We start from the raw sequence: 15858 nt of genomic DNA on the forward strand, positions 1-15858 counted from the left end.
GCTGACGTCCGTGGGTTTAAACCGTTGGCCCCGCTTGATGTGGTTTCTTGCTAAACCACCCCTCACCCCAACCCTCTCCCCCTGAGGCCCTGAGGGGAGAGGGAGAACACCTTGCTTAGGCTAGTTCGGGCGGCTTGGGAGCACCCAAAACCGCTCTCCCCATCCAAAGCCGCTGTTCTCTTCTTACTGCTCCAGCTTGATATTCTGCACCTTCACAAGATTCTTCATCTTGTCAAATTCCTTCTTGATCTCCGCCGCATGCTGCGCCGGCGTATTGCCCGACGGCTCGGCGCCGGCGGTGCGCAGGCGCTGCTGGAAGTCCTTGTCCTGCAGCGCCTTGACGGCGGCGTCGTTGAGTTTCTTGATGACGTCGTCAGGCGTGCCGGCCGGCGCCACCAGGCCGTACCAGGCCGGGTCGTTCGGCTCCTTCAGGCCCATCTCGCCGAAGGTCGGCACATTGGGCAGCGTGTCGATGCGCTTGTTCCAGGCCACCACCAGCGGGCGCAGCTTGCCGGCCTTGATGTAGGGCATCGACGACGGCAGGTTGTCGACCATGATCGGCACCTGGCCGGCGAGCACGTCGTTCAGCGCCGGGCCCGCGCCGCGGTAGGGGATATGGACCATGAAGGTCTTGGTCGAGACCTTGAACTGCTCGCCCAGCATATGGCCGAAGCCGCAGGTGCCCGACGAGGCGTACGAGTACTTGCCCGGGTTGGCCTTCAGCACGGCCAGGAACTCCTTGTAGTCCTTGGCCGGGAAGTTCGGGTTCACTGCGATCACGTTGGCCACGTTGGCCAGGTTGGTGATGGGCTTGAAGTCCTTGATCGGGTCATACGACAGCTTGGGGTTGCAGGCCGGGTTCACGGCCATGGTCGACACCGTCGAGATGCCGATGGTGTAGCCGTCCGGCGCGGCCTTGGCGATCGCGTCGGCACCGATCGAGCCGCCCCCGCCGGCGCGGTTCTCCACCACCACCGGCTGGCCCAGGATGCGGCTCATCTGGTCCGCGGCGCCGCGGCCGACGATGTCGGTGGTGCCACCGGGTGCGAACGGAATGATCAGGCGGATCGGCTTGGTGGGGTAGCTCTGCGCTTGCGCCGCGCCAGCGGCGGCCGCCAGGGCCAGGGTCAGTGCGAGTTTGCCAGCTTGCATGAGATCATGTCTCCCGTCAGGAAATCCGGGCAGGGTGCCGCCCGGAAGCAAGAAAACCGTCGCAGTGCCACAGGTGGGGCAGTGCGTCGGCAGCGTAATCGATCGGGGCGCGCCGCGCTTGTTTCAGCCGCCCGCTTATCAGCCGCCCAGCAGCCCCCGCTTGACGTCCGGGTCCACCGGCCGCTCGCCCAGGAACACCCGCAGCACGGCCTGGTAGAAGTCTTCGCCCGGGATCGGACGGCCGCGCGGCGTGCCGTTGATGGCGATGACGGTACCCGTCTGCGGCGAGAAATCGAGGTTGATCACGTCGCCCTTGTGCGCGGTGCCAAGCTCTGCCAGGGTGCGCTCGAACTGTGCCAGCCGCGCGGCGAGCCCCTGCACCTGCGTTTCGCTGTGGTTGTCGCTGATGCCCCGGCGCAGCGAACGCACGATCGCCGGCGGCTCGGTCTCGCGCAGCATGCGCAACTGTAGCCGCTTGGCCCCGGAGGTGCCCAATACCACGGTCGCGTTGCGGGCCTTTTCCTGCAGGTACAACGCCGCGACGTAGCCTTTGGCGAGAAAGCCCGCGCGCAGCGCGGTGCCGTTGAGCTGCAGTTCCTTGCCGCCCACGCGCGCGGCGTCGTCGAAGCGCATGCCCTCGACCTCCACCGCGCGCGCCGGCGACGGCACGGCGCCCGCCGCGGTGGTGGCGCACAGCGCGATCAGCAGGGCGGCAACGCGCAGGCGCAGGCCGGGACGGCCAGTGTGGGAGCGGGAGCGGAGGTGGGTGTCCGGGCGCGGCGGCGCGGAACGGGTGCGGGACAACATGGCGGCGGACGTACAACTTGGCATGCCATGCTGGCGCAAATCTGGAAAAATACCTATCCGTATCTGCCCTAGCCTGCACATTCGGTTTTTTTCGCCGTTATCTTCCCCCAGCCTCGCTTTCGCTACAGGATGGCGGCGGCCGGATGGCACCATAGGGCACCGCAGGGCGGCGTGGGCAGATGTCGCGCCATGCTGCCACCCTCATTACAACAACGACAATGTCTCCTGCCCTGCTGCTGGTGCCGGATTTCAGCCTGATCCTGATCGGCTGGCTGCTGGTGCGCTATTCCCCTTTCGATCGCGCCTTCTGGTCTGGCGTGGAGCGGCTGGTGTACTTCGTGCTGTTCCCGGCGCTGCTGCTGCAGTCGACCAATAGCGCGGTGTTCGATTTCTCGTCGACCTCGGCCATGCTGGGCCTGGCGCTGCTGGTGATGGCCTCCGGCATGGCCGGCGGCTACGCCGTCAAATGGGTGTTGCGGCCCGACGCGCTGAGCTTTGCCTCGGGCGTGCAGACCGCGTTCCGCTTCAATTCGTATATCGGGCTGGCCCTGGCCTCGCGCCTGGGCGGCAGCGAGGGGCTGGCGCTGATGGCGGTGATCGTCGGCTGTACGGTGCCGTTGTGCAACGTGGCGGCGGTGTGGGCGCTGGCGCGCCACGGCGAGACCGCGCTGTGGAAGGAACTGGCACGTAACCCGCTGATCCTGGCCACCGCCGGCGGCCTGCTGACCAACCTGATGGGGCTGCACGCGCCCGAGGTGCTGGCGATGACGCTGAACCGGCTGGGCTCGGCCTCCACCGCGCTGGGGCTGATGACGGTGGGCGCGGGGCTGCAGATGAGCGGCGCCACGGGCACGGTCGGGCCGGTGGCCTGGTGGACCGGCGTCAAGCTGCTGGCGATGCCGTGTGTGGCGTGGCTGGTCGGGCGCCACCTGCCGCTGACCGCGCTGCAGTACCAGATCGTGGTGCTGTACGCTTCGCTGCCCACCGCGTCCAGCGCCTATATCCTGGCGGTGCGGATGGGAGGCAACGGGCCGATGGTGGCGGCGACGATCTCGGTGATGACGGTAGCGGCGATCGTGACTACGCCGCTGTGGCTGGCGCTGGTCAGTTAGCTGCCGCTGCCGGGGGCGGCTCGCCCTGCGCCAGCGCCCAGTCGATATGCTCGCGCACCAGCGGCGTAGCGGCTTGGCGCTGTGCCAGCAGCGCTGCGCGGATGCGCGCGGCCAATGCGGCATCCTCCGGGCGCGTGCCGGAAACCGCCGCGCGCAGGCTGTTGCCCAGCCCGACCGCCAGGTTGCGCAGCCAGCGCTCATGGCCGATGCGCCGGATCGGGCTGCCTTCCAGCCGCTGGTTGAATTCCCCCTCCGTCCATTCGAACAGGCCGACCATGTCGGGCGCATCCAGCCCGTTGCGCACGTCGAAGTCCGGCACCGTGGCCACGTGCGCGAACTTGTTCCACGGGCAGGCCAACTGGCAGTCGTCGCAGCCGTAGACGCGGTTGCCCATCGGCGCACGGAACTCAACCGGGATCGGGCCCTTGTGCTCGATGGTCAGGTAGGAAATGCAGCGGCGTGCATCCAGCCGGTAGGGCGCCACGATGGCGCGCGTCGGGCAGATATCGAGGCAGCGGTGGCAGTTGCCGCAGTGGTTGGATTCGGGCGGATCGGCGGGCAGTGGGATGTCGACTAGAATCTCGCCGAGGAAGAACATCGAGCCGCCGTCGCGGTCCAGCAGCAGCGTATGCTTGCCGCGCCAGCCGAGTCCGCCCTGGCTGGCCAGCGCCACTTCCATCACGGGCGCGGAATCGGTAAAGACGCGGTAGCCGAACTTTCCGATTTCGGCCTCGATCCGGCTGGCCAGTTGCTGGAGACGGCTGCGCAGCACCTTGTGATAGTCGCGGCCGCGCGCGTACAGCGACACCACCGCGGTGGCCGGATCGTCCAGCCGGGCCAGCTCATGGCGGCGCCAGTCGCCGGCATCCGCCGCAACCCCGGCGGCAGGAATGTACGGCATGCGCGCCACGATGGCGCGCACCGTACCGGGCACCAGTTCGGCCGGACGGGCGCGCCGCAGGCCGTGGTTCGCCATATAATCCATGTCGCCGTGGTAACCCTGCCCGAGCCACGCCAACAGACCCGGCTCGGCATGGCTCAGATCGACATCGGCAATGCGCACCGACGCAAAACCCAGCCCGGCGCCCCATGCGCGGATCGACGCCGCGAGCGCCGCCAGTTCACCCGGGCCCGCGGCCGGCAGGCTTGAGTGGCTGGGGGTGGGGACGGCGGTGGGTTCGCCTGGCGCACTGGCCGGCGCCTTGACTGCTGGGTCGATCATCCCTGAATTGTACGCAATGCCCTTGCTCGAAGAACGCACCCTGACGCTGTCCGACGAAGCCGCCACCGCGCGCCTGGGCGCCGCACTGGCCGCCGCCGTGCAGGCCATGCCGCCGCGCACGGTGCATGTGCAGCTGTCCGGCGACCTGGGCGCCGGCAAGACCACGCTGTCGCGCGCGATCCTGCGCGCGCTGGGCCACGCGGGCAAGGTCCGCAGCCCCACCTATACGCTGTGCGAGCCCTACGAGGTCGCCCGTGCCGACGGCTCGCCGCTGACCGCCTACCACTTCGACCTGTACCGCTTTGCCGACCCGGAGGAGTGGATTGACGCGGGATTTCGCGACTGCTTTGCCGAGCCGGCCTTCAACCTGGTCGAATGGCCGGAGAAGGCCGGCAGGCTGCTCGGGGAACCGGATCTGCATGTGTTGCTCCAATCGGACATGGCCGGGACGGATGACATCGAAAACGATGCCGGCGAGCGGCGGATCGCGACGATGCGCGCCTATACTCACACTGGACTTACCCTGCTGAACGCATGCTGATCAAGCGACTTGCCACCGACCGCCCCGATGGACCCGACGGAGTGCTGCAGGCGCGCCGCAAATGGATGGCGCAGGCCCTGAAGCTAGGCGCCGGGACGGCGGTATTGACGCTGGCCGGCCCGCAGATCGTGTTCGGCGCCGGCATCGTCGCCGTGCGCGTCTGGCCCGCCGAGGAATACACCCGCGTCACCATCGAGTCCGATGCGCCGCTGGCCGCGGTCCACCAGATGATTCGCGACCCCGACCGGCTGGTGGTGGACATCGACGGCCTGGACCTCTCGCCCACGCTGCGCGAGCTGGTCGCCAAGATCACCCCGAATGACCCGTATATCCAGACCGTGCGCGTCGGCCAGAACCGCCCGCGCGTGGTCCGCATGGTGTTCGACCTGAAGGAGAGCGTGGCGCCGCAGGTGTTCACGCTGTTGCCGATCGGCAGCTACCGCAACCGGCTGGTGTTCGACCTGTACCCGGTCAACCCGCCCGACCCGCTGTGGAAGCTGGTGCGCGAGACCGAGGAAAAGCAGCGCCGCTTCGCCACCACCGATCCCGCGCCGGGCGCCGAAGGCGTGGCCGGGGCGCCCGCTGGTGCCGAGGAAGACGCGATCGGCGCGCTGGTGCGCAAGTTCGATGAGAAGGGCGAGGTGCCCCCGACCACAGCGCCGCCGCCGCCGGTGGTCGCGGCCCGGCCCAAGCCGTCCGCACCGGTGGTGCCGACGCCCAACGCCCCGTCGGTGCCCCCGGTGGCACGCGACAATCCCACCGCCGAGCGCCCGTTCAAGATGCGCCGCCTGCTGACCGTGGCGATCGATCCCGGCCACGGCGGCGAAGACCCCGGCGCGACCGGCGCGGCGGGCTCGCGCGAGAAGGACGTGGTGCTGCAGATCGCGCACCGGCTGCGCGCCAAGATCGACGCCCAGCCCAATATGCGCGCGATGATGACGCGCGACGCCGACTTCTTCGTGCCGCTGAACGTGCGCGTGCAGAAGGCGCGGCGGGTGCAGGCCGACCTGTTCGTGTCGATCCACGCCGATGCCTTCTTGTCGCCGGAGGCGAAGGGCGCGTCGGTGTTCGCGCTGTCCGAGCGCGGCGCGTCGAGTACCGCGGCGCGCTGGCTGGCCAACAAGGAAAACGCCTCCGACCTGATCGGCGGCGCCAATATGGGCAACAAGGATGCGCAGGTCGCGCGCGTGCTGCTGGACCTGTCCACCACCGCGCAGATCAACGACAGCCTGCAGGTCGGCAAGGCCGTGCTGGGCGAGATCGGTGGCATCAACAAGCTGCACAAGGGCAGCGTCGAGCAGGCGGGGTTTGCCGTGCTGAAGGCGCCGGACATCCCATCGATCCTGATCGAGACCGCCTTCATCAGCAACCCGGAGGAAGAGCGCAAGCTCAACGACGACGCGCACCAGGAGCAGCTGGCCAACGCGATCCTGAAGGGGATCCGCGCTTACTTCGCCCGCAATCCGCCGTTGTCGAAGAATCCGTCGGTGTGATCGCCGACAACGCATAAAAAAAACCCGGGCATGCCCCTCGGGCATGCCCCGGGTTTTTTATCGCCGCGCGGTTCAGGCCCGCGCCGCGGCGCGATCCTCCAGCAACGCATCGCGGTTGGCATAGCGCGACGCCATCACCGAACACACGATCAGCTGCAACTGGTGGTAGACCATCAGCGGCAGCACCAGCAGCCCCAGCGCGGGATGGCCGGCGAACAGGATCTTGGCCATCGGGATGCCGTTGGCCAGGCTCTTCTTGGAGCCGCAGAACACCGCGGTGATCTCGTCCTCGACCGAGAACCCGAGCCGGCGCGCGGTGAAGGTGGTGATGCCCAGCACCACGAACAGCAGGATCGCGGCGATCAGCATCACCGCGCCGATGGTCTGCCACTGGTACTGGTGCCACAGGCCTTCCGCGGTGGCGTCGCAGAACGAGGAATAGACGATCAGCACGATCACGCCGCGGTCGATCTTGGTGGTGATGTGCTTCTTCTTCGCCAGCCAGCTGCCGATCAGCGGACGCAGCAGCTGGCCCAGCGCGAACGGCAGCAGCAGCTGCAGCGCCACGCCGGTGAGCGCCTTGCCCAGCGGCATCGACGCGCCGCTGGCGCTGATCACCAGCCCCATCAGCAGCGGCGTGACCAGCATGCCGATCAGGCCCGAGATGGTGGCATTGAAGATCGCGCCGGACACATTGCCGCGCGCCATCGAGGTCATCGCCACCGACGACGACACCGTCGACGGCAGCGCGCACAGGAAGAACACGCCCAGCAGCAGGTCGGCCGGCAGTTGGTTGCGCAGCGACAGCATTAGCAGCGCGCCGACGATCGGGAACACCACGTAGGTGAAGGCCTGCACGAACACATGCAGGCGCCAGTGCTTGGCGCCCGCCACCAGCTTGTCGCGCGACAGCGCCGCGCCGTGCAGGAAGAAGACCAGCGCCACGCCCACGCTGGTGATCACGCCCAGGTGCAGCGGCCCTTTGCCGCTGCCGAGGTCGGGGGCGGCCAGCGCGATGGCGATGGCGGTCAGCATGATGAGGACGAAGCCGTCGATCAGGTCATAGAGCTTTTTCAGATTGCGGACAATGCGGGACATGACTGCTGGTGGGCTAGGGTTTTGCCTAGTATTGGACGCCAGCCGGGTCTAGAATGCAAATTCATTTATAGAATCTATTTATCCTGTCGTTGCATGAATTACACACTGCGCCAGCTGCGCGTCTTCCTGGCAGTGGCGAATACCGGCGGGTTCAGCCGGGCCGCCGACACAGTCGGCCTGACCCAGCCCGCCGTCAGTCGCGGCGTGGCTGAGCTGGAAGAGGCACTTGGCGTGCGCCTGCTCGATCGCACCACCCGCGAGGTCGTGTTGACCGAAGCCGGCCACACGCTGGCGCCGGCGCTGGAGCGGCTGCTGGGGCAGCTGGACGACACGCTCGAAGAAACGCGGCAGCTGGGTGAACGCTATAGCGGCCGCGTGGTGATCGCCGGCGCACCGACCATCTCCGCCCGGCTGATGCCGATGTACGTCGCCGCCTGCGCCGCCCAATACCCGGAAATCCGCCTGACCGTGCGCGACAACGTGCAGGCCGACGGCCTGGAACAGGTGCGCGCGGGCGCGGTGGACTTCGGCGTGGTGATCGATCCGCTGGTGCGCGACGGGCTGGTGGTCGAACCGGTGGCGACTGACCCGTTCTGCTTTGTCTGCCGGCGCGACCATCCGCTGGCGCAGTCGCCCTCGGTGCCCTGGTCGGCGCTGGACGGCATGCGGCTGGTGCTGCTGGACTTCGCGTCTGGCAGCCGGCCGCTGATCGACCGCGTGTTCGGCCGGCACGGCGTGGTGCCGCAGGTGGTGCAGGAGCTGGGCCACTCGGCCAGCGTGTTCGGCATGGTCGAGGCCGGCATCGGCGCCTCGGTGCTGCCGTCGTTCTCGCTGCCGCTGCCGGCGGCGTCGCCGCTGGTGTGGCGCCCGCTGGTGCCGCGCGAGGAGCGCAGCATCGTCATGGTCCGGCGCGAGGACCGTTCGCTGTCGCCCGCCGCGGCGGCAGTGTGGGAGCTGGTGCGGCGCCTGACCGTGCGCGCCGAGGCGCCCGCGATGGACGCCGCGGCCTGACCGGCTCCAGCAACCTAAACGCGCCTAAACGCGCCTCAACGCGCGGTGACCATCACCGCTTCCAGCTCGAAGCTGCCATCGTCCCGCACGCGATAGTGCTCGCGCACTTCGGCCGGCGCCACCTGCCACAGGTGGCGGATCGCCTCGATCGCCACCTGTGGGGTGCGCATGCGCTTGACCCAGCTGTCGAACTCGATGCCGATGCGCCAGGTATCGGACACCTTGATACCCTCGGCAGCAAAGCCCGCCGCCTCGAACATCGCGCGCCAGCCATCCGGCGTGTAGTCGCGCACGTGCGAGGGATCGCGCAGCAACTCGACCGATTGCAGCCAGGTATCGCGCAACGAGTCCGGCGCACCGGCGATATCGATCAGCACCACCTTGCCGCCCGGCCGCAGCACGCGGCGGATCTCGGCCAGCGCCGCCGGCACGTCGCGCCAGTGGTGCGCGCTCATGCGCGAAACCACCGCGCAGAAGCTGGCATCCTCGAACGGCAGCTGCTCCGCCACGCCCTGGCGCGTGCGCACATTGGCCAGTCCGCGCGCTTGCGCCGCGGCGTCGACCACGGCCAGCATCTCGGCCGACAGGTCGTAAGCCGTCACTTCGCCCACGACCGCCGCGGCGGCAAAGCTGGCGTGGCCGGCGCCGCAGCCCAGGTCGAGCACCCGGCTGCCCGGCCGTTTGGCTTCGGGGATCAGCGCGGCGAGTTCGTCCTTCAGCTGTTGCAGGTCCGCGCCCTGGGCATGGACGGCACTGGTGAGGTAGGCGCTGGCGGTGGCGCCGAACTGGGCGGCAACGAGTTGCTGTTGTTGCATGGTGCTGGCTCCTTGGGGCCGGAAGTCGGCTTGCTTGTCCGGAGGTTGAAGGGGTGGGGACTTGCCCGCGAGGCGGGTTCGGCATACTGTAGATGGGCCGTTTTCCCGGTACAAGTCAGCGTTTTATCCTGGTATAAGCGCCACCAGCCTGCCATGCCTCTGTCTGCCGATCTCGCCGATTCCTTGCCCGCATCGCCATCGTCGCGCGAAGCCGTGCTCGGCGCCTTCCTGCGCGCGCACCGCGAACGGCTGGTGCCGGCCGACGTCGGCCTCGCGCCCGGCCGCCGCCGCCGCACGCCAGGGCTGCGCCGCGAGGAAGTGGCGCAGCTGGCGGGTTTGAGCACCACGTGGGTGACTTGGCTGGAGCAGGGCCGGCCAGTCTCGCTGTCGGCCCGCGCGCTGGCCAGCCTCGCCGCGGCGCTGCGCCTGTCGCGGGCCGAGCGCGCCTACCTGTTCGAGCTGGCCGGCCGGCGCGACCCGCAGCAGGCCGCCGACGAGACCGTGCCGCCCACGGTGCTGGCCAGCGTGCACGCGGTGGCGGGCCCGGCCTACCTGCTCGACCGGCAATGGACTGCGCTGGCCTGGAACGACGCCGCCGCGCGCCTGTTCACCGGCTGGCTCGACGCCGCCGGCAGCGAGCGCAACCTGCTGCGCGCCATGTTCCTGTCGCCGGCGCTGCAGGCGCTGGTGGAAGACTGGCCCCACCGCGCCGCGCGCCTGGTGGCCGAATTCCGCGCGCACAGCATCCGTCACGCCGACGAGGCGCCGACGCGTGCATTGATCGATGGACTGATGGAAGAGAGCGCGGCCTTCCGCGATGCCTGGCTGTCGCAGGACGTGGAAGACCGCGAGGGCGGCCGCCGCGGCTTTCGCCATCCGGTGCTGGGCGCGCTGCAGTTCGAGCAGCTGACGCTGGTGCCGGCGGCGGCGCCGGGTTTGATGCTGGTGATGCTGCTGCCCGGCTGAGCGGGCAACGCCTGGCAGTTACTTGGGCTGCATCCGGATCGCGCCGTCCAGGCGGATCACTTCGCCGTTGAGCATGGTGTTCTCGATGATCGAGCGGGCCAGCTTGGCATACTCCGCCGGGCGACCGAGGCGCGGCGGGAACGGCACCATCTTGCCGAGCGCGTCCTGCACTTCCTGCGGCATGCCCAGCAGCATCGGCGTCTCGAAGATGCCCGGGGCGATCGTCATGCAGCGCACGCCATCGCGCGACAAGTCGCGCGCGATCGCCAGCGTCATCGCCACCACGCCGCCCTTGGAAGCGGCATAGGCCGCCTGGCCGATCTGGCCGTCGAAGGCCGCCACCGACGCGGTATTGATGATCACGCCGCGCTCGCCCTCGCTGTCCGGCGTGTTCTGCACCATCGCCGCGGCCGCCAGCCGGATCATGTTGAAGGTGCCGACCAGGTTGATGCGGATGGTCTTGTCGAAGGCATCGAGCGGATGCGGGCCGTTCTTGCCGACGGTCTTGTTGGCCGTGGCGATGCCGGCGCAGTTGACGATGCCCGACAGCCGGCCCAGGGCCTGTGCGGCCGCAACCACGGCCTGGCCATCTCCCTCGGAGGTGACATCGCAGCGCACGAACGTGCCGCCCAGTTCGGTAGCCAGCGCCTGGCCGACCGACTCGTTCAGGTCGGCGATCACGACCTTGGCGCCGGCTTCGGCCAGCATGCGCGCGGTGCCCGCGCCAAGCCCGGAGGCGCCGCCGGTGACGATGAATACGTTGCCCTGGATCTGCATTGCCTGTCTCCTCGCTGTCAGGTGGATTCTTTGTTGCCGTTTACGTAAACGTCAATTTGATCGAGCGTATTTTACGGCGTGACAGCGGATGTGCAAGCGGAACGCGTAAGCAGGCCAAAAACAAAAAGCGGCCCGAAGGCCGCTTTTCACGTCGCGAGATGGCGAAGCGATTACTTCAGCGCCTCAAACACCCGCGCGGTAATCTCATCCACATTGCCCAGCCCCGTGATCTTCCGATACTTCGGCGGCGCAACCTTGGCCGACGCGTCACCCTTGGCCGCCCAGTCCGAGTAGTAATCCACCAGCGGCCGGGTTTGCTGCGAGTACACGTCCAGGCGCTTCTTGACGGTCTCTTCCTTGTCGTCGTCGCGCTGGATCAGCGGCTCGCCGGTCTCGTCGTCCACGCCTTCCGCCTTGGGCGGGTTGTACTTGACGTGGTAGGTACGGCCCGACGCCACGTGCACGCGACGACCGCTCATGCGCTCGATGATGGCGTCGAACGGCACATCGATCTCCAGCACGTAATCGATCGCCACGCCGGCTTCCTTCATCGCCTCGGCTTGCGGAATCGTGCGCGGGAAGCCGTCGAACAGGTAGCCGTTCTTGCAGTCGTCTTCCTTAAGCCGGTCCTTCACCAGGCCGATAATGATGTCATCCGACACCAGTCCGCCCGCGTCCATGACCTTCTTGGCCTCCACGCCCAGGGGCGTGCCGGCCTTCACCGCGGCGCGCAGCATGTCGCCGGTGGAGATTTGCGGAATGCCGAACTTCTCGCAGATGAACTTGGCTTGCGTGCCTTTGCCGGCGCCAGGCGCGCCCAACAGGATCAAACGCATTTACGGGTCCTCAGAGTTTTGAATCTGGTGTGGCGGGAGATCAGAAGGAGGGTAACGCCGTAACTTGACGCAAGACTTACTGCTGTCCTGATGCGTTCTGACTGCGTTCAACGCGGGCAATGCTCATGCATGCCTCGCGCATACGGCCGGCGGCGGCTGCCAGGGGGATGGCGGCGCGGCGCACCGGACGGGCTCTATCTTTATCTCCCCACCGAGCCTTGGCCAGGCGGCGCGTTGCTTCGCGCCAGCCGGGCGGCTCTGTATCGGCAAGCATTATGCCATGAGGCGGCGCGAAATCGGCCCGAAATCCGCCCCCCTGTTCAGGTTGCAGCAGTTTGAACCGGAGCGGGCAGGCGCCTTGGCGCGGGTGCCGGGTCAGCCCGTCAGGGGCCTTCCTGCGCCATCGACTGCGCCCACAACGCGCGCACGCGCTCCAGGTCGACCAGGGTGTCGACGCCGGGCGCGGGCGCCGCATTGGTCTCGAGCACCGCAATGCGCTCGCCATGCCACATGGCGCGCAGCTGCTCCAGCGCCTCGACCTGCTCCAGCGGCGCCGCCGCCAGCGTCGGAAAGCGGCGCAGGAAGCCCGCGCGGTAGGCATACAGCCCGATATGGCGCAGCACCGGCATGGCCGGCAGCGGCACCTGCGCCATCGCCGCGGGCACGGCCGGCACGCCCGACCAGGCATCGCGCGCCCACGGGATCGGCGCCCGCGAGAAATACAGCGCGCGGCCGGCGGCGTCGCACACCACCTTGACCACGTTGGGATTGAAGACCTCGGCGATCTCATGCAGCGGGTGCGCCGCGGTGGCGATGGCGCAATCGGCGTGGTGCGCCAGGTGCAGCGCCACCTCGTCGATCAGCGCCGGCTCGATCAGGGGCTCGTCGCCCTGGACGTTGACGACGATGGCGTCGTCGGCCAGGCCCAGCTGCGCGGCCACTTCGGCCAGGCGGTCCGTGCCGGAAGGGTGGTCGGCGCGCGTCAGCACGGCTTCGACGCCGTGCGCGGCGCAGGCCTGCGCGACCGCGGGCGCGTCGGTGGCCACCACCGTGCGCTGCGCCGACGATGCGTGCGCGCGTTCGGCCACGCGCACGATCATCGGGCGCCCGCCGATATCGGCGAGCGGCTTGTCAGGCAGCCGGGTCGAAGCCAGCCGCGCGGGAATGACGACGGTAAACGCTGGGACAGTCATGGCGCCCCCGCTCAGTTGCCGGCAGGGGCGTCGGGCTCGGGATTATTGACCACGCGGCCCGGGACCGACTGGCGTGCCTCGTCGGCCAGCATCACGGGGATGCCGTCGCGGATCGGGTATGCCAGCTTGTCGGCGTGGCAGATCAGTTCCTGCGCGGCGCGGTCGTATTCCAGCTTGCCCTTGCACAGCGGGCAGACCAGGATTTCAAGCAGCCGGTTGTCCATCTCGGTGTTCCTCGTTGCGCCCGGCGGCGCCGGGCGTGGCGGCCGCGGCGGCCGGCGCGGGTTTGATTTGCGCCAGCACGGCGCTGCGGATTTTGTCGATCAGGCCCGCGTCGATCACGGGCCTGGTGGGCACGACCCAGATGCGCGGGTCGTCGAAGCGCTCGCATTTTACGGCATCCTTCTCGGTGATCAGGATCACGTCGGCGGCGAGCGCGTCGGGGTGGTCGGCGAACGGGTCGACGACAAAGTCATAGTGGTCGGGCAGCGGCAGCGTCTTCGGCGACAGCCCCGCGGCGCGCAGGCTGGCGAAGAAGCGTTCGGGGTTGCCGATGCCCGCCGCGGCCAGCACGCGGCGGCCGGCAAAGGCGCTGACCGGGCGCGCCATGGTCGGGTCGTTCAGCTGCCAGGCGTCGTCCAGCTCCAGGCGCATGCCGTAGACGCCGGGGCGGTCCGGCGTGGCGCGGAAGTTGGGGTCGTTGATCAGCGTGGCGTCGCGCGGGCGCGTCAGCGGTTCGCGCAGCGGGCCCGCCGGCAGCATCAGGCCATTGCCGCCCATGCGCGAGTCGAACATCACGATCTCGAAGTCGCGCTGCAGCTTGTAGTGCTGCAGGCCGTCGTCGAGCAGCAGCACGTTGACGCCGGGGTGCGAGACCAGCATGGTCTGCGCGCACAGCGCGCGGTCGGGGAAGACCCACACCGGCACGTCGGCGGCGCGCGCGATCAGCAGCGGCTCGTCGCCCACGTCGCTGGCCTGCGAGGTCGGCTTGACGCGGCGCGGGTGTTTGAGCTCGACGCCATAGCCGCGCGACACCACGCCCGGGCGCAGCCCGGCTTCGGTCAGCGCCTGCGCCAGCGCGATCACCGCCGGTGTCTTGCCGGTGCCGCCCACGGTCACGTTGCCGACCACCACCACCGGCATCGGCATCCGCGTCGACTTGAACCAGCCGCGCTGGTAGCCATGCCGGCGCACCAGCGCCACCAGGCCGAACAACAGCGAGAACGGCAGCATCACCCACGCGAACCAGCCGCGGCGCTGCCACTGGGCGGTGACGAAGTCGGCAAGGGCGTGGCGGGGAACGGGCATGGATGCGGCGGGCGGTGGAATCGTCGTAAGGATGGGATTGTAGTGCGCTCGGGGTCTCGCCCCCGGCTCGCGGCGGCTCAACCATTATGGGCACTGCGCAGCGCATGCGGCAAGCCCGCCTGCCGCGTGCGCCTGGGTGGGAGCGCCGCTCAGCGCGGCTGGGCGCTCTGCGTGGCGAACGTCAGGCGCGACAGCCCGGCCAGCCGCGCGGCCTCCATCACGTTGATCACGGCCTGGTGCGAGGCCTGCGCGTCGGCGTTGACGATCACCACCGGCGGCTGGCCGCTGCCGGCGTCGCCGGAGGCCGCACGCAGTTGGTCGGCCAGGCTGGTGACGTCCTTCTGCTCCAGCACCTGCTTGTTGACGGAGTACACGCCGCGCGCCGACACCGACACCACGATTTCCCGCGGCCGCTGCTGGGCGCGCTCGGCGTCGGCGGTGGGCAGCTGGATCTGCAGCTCGGTATAGCGCGAGTACGTGGTCGTGATCATCAGGAAGATCAGGATCACGAGCAGCACGTCGATCAGCGGGATCAGGTTGATCTCCGGCTCTTCGCGCCGCTGGCGGGAACGGAATTGCATGGCGATGGCGTTCCCGGATCAGGCGCGACGCTGCGGCAGGATCGCGTCGAGGAACGACGTGGCGCGCGATTCCAGCTCGGCCACGTAGTCGTCCACGCGGCGGCGGAAGTAGCGCCAGAAGATCAGCGCCGGGATCGCCACGATCAGGCCGAAGGCGGTGTTGTACAGCGCCACCGAGATGCCGTGCGCGAGCTGTTCCGGGCTGGCGCCGGTGCCGCCCTGGCTGCCGAAGATCTCGATCATGCCGATCACCGTGCCCAGCAGCCCCATCAGCGGCGCCACCGAGGCAATCGTGCCGAGCGCGTTCAGGTAGCGCTCCAGCTCATGCGCGACCGCGCGGCCGGCTTCCTCGACCACGTCCTTGGCGGCATCGCGCGAGGTATGCGGCTGCAGCACCACGTGGCGCAGGCCGGCGGCCAGCACGCGGCCCAGCGGCGAGTTCTGCTCCAGCGTATTGACCACTTCCGGCGTGGCGCGGCGTTGCTGCGCGGCGGCCAGCGCCTCTTCATAGAGGCGGGTGGGCAGCACCTTGCTGCGCTTGAGGGTAAGAAAACGTTCGACGATCAGCGCCAGCGCGATGACCGAGGCGAGCAACAGCGGCCAGATCGGCCAGCCGGCCGCTTGAATGATGGAAAACAATTGGACCCCCGGGATCGACAACCAATAACAAAACCCCAACCACCTGGTCGGCATGCCTTGATGCGCAGCTGGCACGCTAGCGCCGCGCGCGCTCCGGCATTGCTCTGAAAAATCAGGCGCCACTCTAACCTGCGCCCTGTCGCGCGGCAAGCGACAGCGTGCGCCGCTGTCTCGGGCGCGCATCGCCGCGCGGGGTTGTGGCCCCGTCTGTCCACAGCGCAGCGGGACAGTGTTGTGGATCGATTGTGGAAAGCTGCCTGACAAGCGCGCTAAGCCATTGATCCGAAAGGCCAATGCAAAGGCTGCT

The 15858-nt window shown here is 68.7% G+C and carries 17 protein-coding genes; 5 read left to right on the forward strand and 12 right to left on the reverse strand.

Annotation, left to right across the window (positions count from 1 at the left end):
- Nucleotides 1-183 precede the first annotated feature (183 nt).
- Together K307_RS28605 and K307_RS28610 are read right to left on the reverse strand one after the other, a co-directional pair.
- Entirely contained in the window at nt 184-1152 is a 969-nt protein-coding gene (locus K307_RS28605) for a tripartite tricarboxylate transporter substrate binding protein BugE (protein ID WP_042884228.1), read from the reverse strand.
- 138 nt (nt 1153-1290) lie between these two features.
- Nucleotides 1291-1959 (reverse strand): chalcone isomerase family protein, encoded by a 669-nt coding sequence (locus K307_RS28610; protein ID WP_230626151.1) that lies wholly within the window; start codon nt 1957-1959, stop codon nt 1291-1293.
- A gap of 218 nt (nt 1960-2177) precedes the next feature.
- Here K307_RS28610 and K307_RS28615 point away from each other — a divergent pair, with 218 nt between their 5' ends.
- Nucleotides 2178-3071 (forward strand): AEC family transporter, encoded by an 894-nt coding sequence (locus K307_RS28615; RefSeq protein WP_042884229.1) that lies wholly within the window; start codon nt 2178-2180, stop codon nt 3069-3071.
- Here K307_RS28615 and queG read toward each other — a convergent pair.
- Nucleotides 3064-4293 carry a tRNA epoxyqueuosine(34) reductase QueG gene (queG, locus tag K307_RS28620; protein ID WP_042884231.1) on the reverse strand — a complete coding sequence of 410 codons (1230 nt, stop codon included), beginning with the start codon at nt 4291-4293 and terminating at the stop codon, nt 3064-3066. The genes K307_RS28615 and queG overlap by 8 nt on opposite strands.
- Nucleotides 4294-4309: 16 nt before the next feature.
- On the opposite strand from queG, the gene tsaE reads away from it, so the two are divergent.
- Nucleotides 4310-4834: a tRNA (adenosine(37)-N6)-threonylcarbamoyltransferase complex ATPase subunit type 1 TsaE gene (tsaE, locus tag K307_RS28625; RefSeq protein WP_042884232.1), complete on the forward strand. Its 525-nt coding sequence runs from the start codon at nt 4310-4312 to the stop codon at nt 4832-4834.
- Entirely contained in the window at nt 4828-6327 is a 1500-nt protein-coding gene (locus tag K307_RS28630; RefSeq protein WP_042884233.1) for an N-acetylmuramoyl-L-alanine amidase, read from the forward strand. The genes tsaE and K307_RS28630 overlap by 7 nt, the downstream gene beginning before the upstream one ends.
- Nucleotides 6328-6399: 72 nt before the next feature.
- On the opposite strand, the gene K307_RS28635 is transcribed toward K307_RS28630, so the two are convergent.
- Nucleotides 6400-7425 (reverse strand): bile acid:sodium symporter family protein, encoded by a 1026-nt coding sequence (locus K307_RS28635; RefSeq protein ID WP_042884234.1) that lies wholly within the window; start codon nt 7423-7425, stop codon nt 6400-6402.
- A gap of 93 nt (nt 7426-7518) precedes the next feature.
- Here K307_RS28635 and K307_RS28640 point away from each other — a divergent pair, with 93 nt between their 5' ends.
- Nucleotides 7519-8436 carry a LysR family transcriptional regulator gene (locus K307_RS28640; RefSeq protein WP_042884235.1) on the forward strand — a complete coding sequence of 306 codons (918 nt, stop codon included), beginning with the start codon at nt 7519-7521 and terminating at the stop codon, nt 8434-8436.
- Between the two features lie 35 nt (nt 8437-8471).
- Here K307_RS28640 and K307_RS28645 read toward each other — a convergent pair whose 3' ends face one another.
- Nucleotides 8472-9251, reverse strand: coding sequence for a class I SAM-dependent methyltransferase (locus K307_RS28645; RefSeq protein WP_042884236.1), 780 nt, complete (start codon nt 9249-9251; stop codon nt 8472-8474).
- 153 nt (nt 9252-9404) lie between these two features.
- On the opposite strand from K307_RS28645, the gene K307_RS28650 reads away from it, so the two are divergent.
- Nucleotides 9405-10217 carry a helix-turn-helix domain-containing protein gene (locus K307_RS28650; protein ID WP_042884237.1) on the forward strand — a complete coding sequence of 271 codons (813 nt, stop codon included), beginning with the start codon at nt 9405-9407 and terminating at the stop codon, nt 10215-10217.
- Nucleotides 10218-10235: 18 nt separating this feature from the next.
- Here K307_RS28650 and K307_RS28655 read toward each other — a convergent pair whose 3' ends face one another.
- From K307_RS28655 to K307_RS28685, 7 genes are all read right to left on the reverse strand, one after another.
- Entirely contained in the window at nt 10236-10994 is a 759-nt protein-coding gene (locus K307_RS28655) for a 3-hydroxyacyl-CoA dehydrogenase (protein ID WP_042884238.1), read from the reverse strand.
- Between the two features lie 170 nt (nt 10995-11164).
- Nucleotides 11165-11830 carry an adenylate kinase gene (gene adk / locus K307_RS28660; RefSeq protein WP_042884239.1) on the reverse strand — a complete coding sequence of 222 codons (666 nt, stop codon included), beginning with the start codon at nt 11828-11830 and terminating at the stop codon, nt 11165-11167.
- A 383-nt stretch (nt 11831-12213) separates the two neighbouring features.
- On the reverse strand, nt 12214-13023 hold the full coding sequence (gene kdsB / locus K307_RS28665; RefSeq protein ID WP_042884240.1) for a 3-deoxy-manno-octulosonate cytidylyltransferase: 810 nt from the start codon (nt 13021-13023) through the stop codon (nt 12214-12216).
- Between the two features lie 11 nt (nt 13024-13034).
- Entirely contained in the window at nt 13035-13247 is a 213-nt protein-coding gene (locus K307_RS28670) for a Trm112 family protein (protein ID WP_042884241.1), read from the reverse strand.
- Nucleotides 13228-14331 carry a tetraacyldisaccharide 4'-kinase gene (lpxK, locus tag K307_RS28675; RefSeq protein ID WP_042884242.1) on the reverse strand — a complete coding sequence of 368 codons (1104 nt, stop codon included), beginning with the start codon at nt 14329-14331 and terminating at the stop codon, nt 13228-13230. The genes K307_RS28670 and lpxK overlap by 20 nt, the downstream gene beginning before the upstream one ends.
- A 149-nt stretch (nt 14332-14480) precedes the next feature.
- Nucleotides 14481-14912 (reverse strand): ExbD/TolR family protein, encoded by a 432-nt coding sequence (locus K307_RS28680; protein WP_042884244.1) that lies wholly within the window; start codon nt 14910-14912, stop codon nt 14481-14483.
- Nucleotides 14913-14930: 18 nt separating this feature from the next.
- Nucleotides 14931-15551, reverse strand: a complete 621-nt coding sequence (locus K307_RS28685) for a MotA/TolQ/ExbB proton channel family protein (RefSeq protein WP_042887503.1) — start codon at nt 15549-15551, stop codon at nt 14931-14933.
- Nucleotides 15552-15858: the final 307 nt, after the last annotated feature.

Origin of the sequence: Cupriavidus necator A5-1 (genome assembly GCF_000744095.1) — a bacterium.
GTDB classification, from domain to species: domain Bacteria; phylum Pseudomonadota; class Gammaproteobacteria; order Burkholderiales; family Burkholderiaceae; genus Cupriavidus; species Cupriavidus necator_A.

Bases quoted from the DNA above. Each gene is read 5' to 3' on its own strand.
- adk (WP_042884239.1), bottom strand. From the start codon at position 11,830: ATGCGTTTGATCCTGTTGGGCGCGCCTGGCGCCGGCAAAGGCACGCAA.
- K307_RS28670 (WP_042884241.1), bottom strand. From the start codon at position 13,247: ATGGACAACCGGCTGCTTGAAATCCTGGTCTGCCCGCTGTGCAAGGGC.
- lpxK (WP_042884242.1), bottom strand. From the start codon at position 14,331: ATGCCCGTTCCCCGCCACGCCCTTGCCGACTTCGTCACCGCCCAGTGG.
- K307_RS28640 (WP_042884235.1), top strand. From the start codon at position 7,519: ATGAATTACACACTGCGCCAGCTGCGCGTCTTCCTGGCAGTGGCGAAT.
- kdsB (WP_042884240.1), bottom strand. From the start codon at position 13,023: ATGACTGTCCCAGCGTTTACCGTCGTCATTCCCGCGCGGCTGGCTTCG.
- K307_RS28680 (WP_042884244.1), bottom strand. From the start codon at position 14,912: ATGCAATTCCGTTCCCGCCAGCGGCGCGAAGAGCCGGAGATCAACCTG.
- tsaE (WP_042884232.1), top strand. From the start codon at position 4,310: ATGCCCTTGCTCGAAGAACGCACCCTGACGCTGTCCGACGAAGCCGCC.
- K307_RS28605 (WP_042884228.1), bottom strand. From the start codon at position 1,152: ATGCAAGCTGGCAAACTCGCACTGACCCTGGCCCTGGCGGCCGCCGCT.
- K307_RS28645 (WP_042884236.1), bottom strand. From the start codon at position 9,251: ATGCAACAACAGCAACTCGTTGCCGCCCAGTTCGGCGCCACCGCCAGC.
- K307_RS28615 (WP_042884229.1), top strand. From the start codon at position 2,178: ATGTCTCCTGCCCTGCTGCTGGTGCCGGATTTCAGCCTGATCCTGATC.
- K307_RS28650 (WP_042884237.1), top strand. From the start codon at position 9,405: ATGCCTCTGTCTGCCGATCTCGCCGATTCCTTGCCCGCATCGCCATCG.
- K307_RS28630 (WP_042884233.1), top strand. From the start codon at position 4,828: ATGCTGATCAAGCGACTTGCCACCGACCGCCCCGATGGACCCGACGGA.
- queG (WP_042884231.1), bottom strand. From the start codon at position 4,293: ATGATCGACCCAGCAGTCAAGGCGCCGGCCAGTGCGCCAGGCGAACCC.
- K307_RS28610 (WP_230626151.1), bottom strand. From the start codon at position 1,959: ATGTTGTCCCGCACCCGTTCCGCGCCGCCGCGCCCGGACACCCACCTC.
- K307_RS28635 (WP_042884234.1), bottom strand. From the start codon at position 7,425: ATGTCCCGCATTGTCCGCAATCTGAAAAAGCTCTATGACCTGATCGAC.
- K307_RS28655 (WP_042884238.1), bottom strand. From the start codon at position 10,994: ATGCAGATCCAGGGCAACGTATTCATCGTCACCGGCGGCGCCTCCGGG.